This is a genomic window from Microbacterium sp. BF1 (genome assembly GCF_019279095.1).
Classification (GTDB): domain Bacteria; phylum Actinomycetota; class Actinomycetes; order Actinomycetales; family Microbacteriaceae; genus Microbacterium; species Microbacterium maritypicum.
Genome location: NZ_JAGYWT010000367.1, coordinates 1 through 2,521 on the forward strand (window position 1 = coordinate 1; position 2,521 = coordinate 2,521).

General features: G+C 67.7%; 1 protein-coding gene. It reads left to right on the forward strand.

Annotated features, from left to right (window positions below; translation table 11 throughout):
- Window positions 1-365 precede the first annotated feature (365 nt).
- Window positions 366-2,521 (forward strand): isoleucine--tRNA ligase (gene ileS / locus KZA10_RS12165; RefSeq protein WP_218683006.1); only part of this gene is annotated, 2,156 nt, incomplete at its 3' end.

The window sequence follows — 2,521 nt, forward strand, 5'->3', positions numbered from 1 at the left end:
AGGTCGGGAGCGGTGATGCGGGGAGGGGCGGGGGACTCGGGGGTGCGGGCCATGCTTCGAGCGTAGGGTGCGCCGGCGACATCGCTCCCGGCGCGCGGGAGGCCGGGGCCAGGAGAGCAGAGGAGCGTCCTGAGGGTGTACGCACGCGTACACTGGACACACGAGTATCGATCCGGCCATCACCGGGGAGCTCTCGGAAGAACGGCGTCGCCTTCGGGAAGCGCTCAGTAGAACCGAGCGGGGCAGGCCCGTCACAGCCGCAGTGAGAGTGGTCGCGTCGTAAGGCGTGGCACGCGAGGTGGTACCGCGGTCCGCGAGGATCGTCCTCGCAGGAGCATCCGCCACGACGACCACTGCGAGACACGATGACCTACCCCCGTTCCTCCTTCGGCCCCGCCGCCGATTCCGTCGCGCCCAGCCCCCGCTTCCCGCAGATCGAGGAGGAGGTGCTCGCGTTCTGGAAGACGGACGACACCTTCCGCGCCTCGATCGCGCAGCGTGAGGGCTCACCCGAATGGGTGTTCTACGACGGGCCTCCGTTCGCGAACGGCCTGCCGCACTACGGCCACCTGCTCACCGGGTACGCGAAGGACGTGTTCCCGCGCTTCCAGACCATGACCGGCCACAAGGTCGATCGTGTCTTCGGGTGGGACACGCACGGGCTGCCGGCCGAGCTCGAGGCCATGAAGCAGCTCGGGATCACCGAGAAGGCCGAGATCGAGGAGATGGGCATCGACGTCTTCAACGCGAAGGCGAAGAGCTCGGTCCTGACCTACACGCACGAGTGGCAGGACTACGTCACCCGTCAGGCGCGCTGGGTCGACTTCGAGCGCGGGTACAAGACACTCGACCTCGGCTACATGGAGAGCGTGCTGTGGGCGTTCAAGACCCTCTACGACAAGGGCCTCGCCTACGAGGGATACCGCGTGCTGCCGTACTGCTGGCGCGATGAGACTCCGCTCAGCGCCCACGAGCTGCGCATGGACGACGACGTCTACCAGATGCGTCAGGACCCGTCCGTCACGGTCACCTTCCCGCTGACGGGAGCCAAGGCGGAAGCGCTCGGTCTCACCGGCGTCCGCGCCCTCGCCTGGACGACCACGCCCTGGACCCTGCCGACCAACCTCGCGCTCGCCGTGGGCCCGGAGATCGAGTACGTCGTGCTCCCCGCCGGTCCGAACGGTGCGGCCGACGTGCACCAGGCCGCAGGGACCACGGATGCCGCTATCGAGTCCTCCGCGCACCGCTACCTGCTCGCCCGTCAGCTCGTCGGCGGATACGCCAAGGACCTCGGCTACGAGAGCACCGAAGAGGCTCTCGCGGCCGTCGACGCCACGGTCCGCGGCGCCGAGCTGCAGGATGTGACGTACGACCGGCTGTTCGACTACTACGCCGACACCGAGACCTACGGGACCGAGAACGCCTGGCGCATCCTGGTCGACGACTACGTCACCGTCAGCGACGGCACCGGCATCGTCCACCAGGCCCCGGCCTACGGTGAGGACGACCAGCGGGTCGCCGGCGCCGCCGGGATCCCCACGATCCTGTCCCTCGACGACGGCGGACGCTTCCTCCCGAACGTCACCGATGTGGCGGGCGACCTGTGGATGGAGGCGAACACGCCGCTCGTGCGCCTGATCCGCGACAACGGTCGTCTGATCCGCCTGCAGAGCTACGAGCACTCCTACCCGCACTGCTGGCGCTGCCGGAACCCCCTGATCTACAAGGCCGTCTCGAGCTGGTTCATCCGCGTGACGGACATCAAGGACGACCTGCTCGCGAACAACGAGCAGATCACGTGGGTGCCGGAGAACGTCAAGCACGGGCAGTTCGGCAAGTGGCTCGAGGGCGCGCGCGACTGGTCGATCAGCCGCAACCGCTACTGGGGTTCGCCGATCCCGATCTGGAAGAGCGACGACCCGGAGTACCCGCGTGTCGACGCCTACGGCTCGCTGGAGGACCTCGAGCGCGACTTCGGCACGTTGCCGCGCAACCCCGAGGGCGAGATCGACCTGCACCGGCCGTACATCGACGACCTCACGCGCCCGAACCCCGACGACCCCACCGGCAAGAGCACGATGCGCCGCATCGAAGACGTCTTCGACGTGTGGTTCGACTCGGGCTCGATGCCCTATGCGCAGGTGCACTACCCGTTCGAGAACCAGGAGTGGTTCGACTCGCACTCGCCGGCCGACTTCATCGTCGAGTACATCGGCCAGACCCGCGGATGGTTCTACGTCATGCACGTGCTGTCGACCGCGCTGTTCGATCGCCCCGCGTTCACGGGTGTCAGCTGCCACGGCATCGTGCTCGGCAGCGACGGCTACAAGATGTCGAAGTCGCTGCGCAACTACCCCGACGTCTCCGAGGTGCTCGACCGCGACGGCTCCGACGCGATGCGCTGGTTCCTGATGTCGAGCTCGGTGCTGCGCGGAGGCAACCTCGCTGTCACCGAGGAGGGCATCCGCTCGGGCGTCCGCGAATTCCTGCTGCCGCTGTGGAACTCGTGGTACTTCTTCGC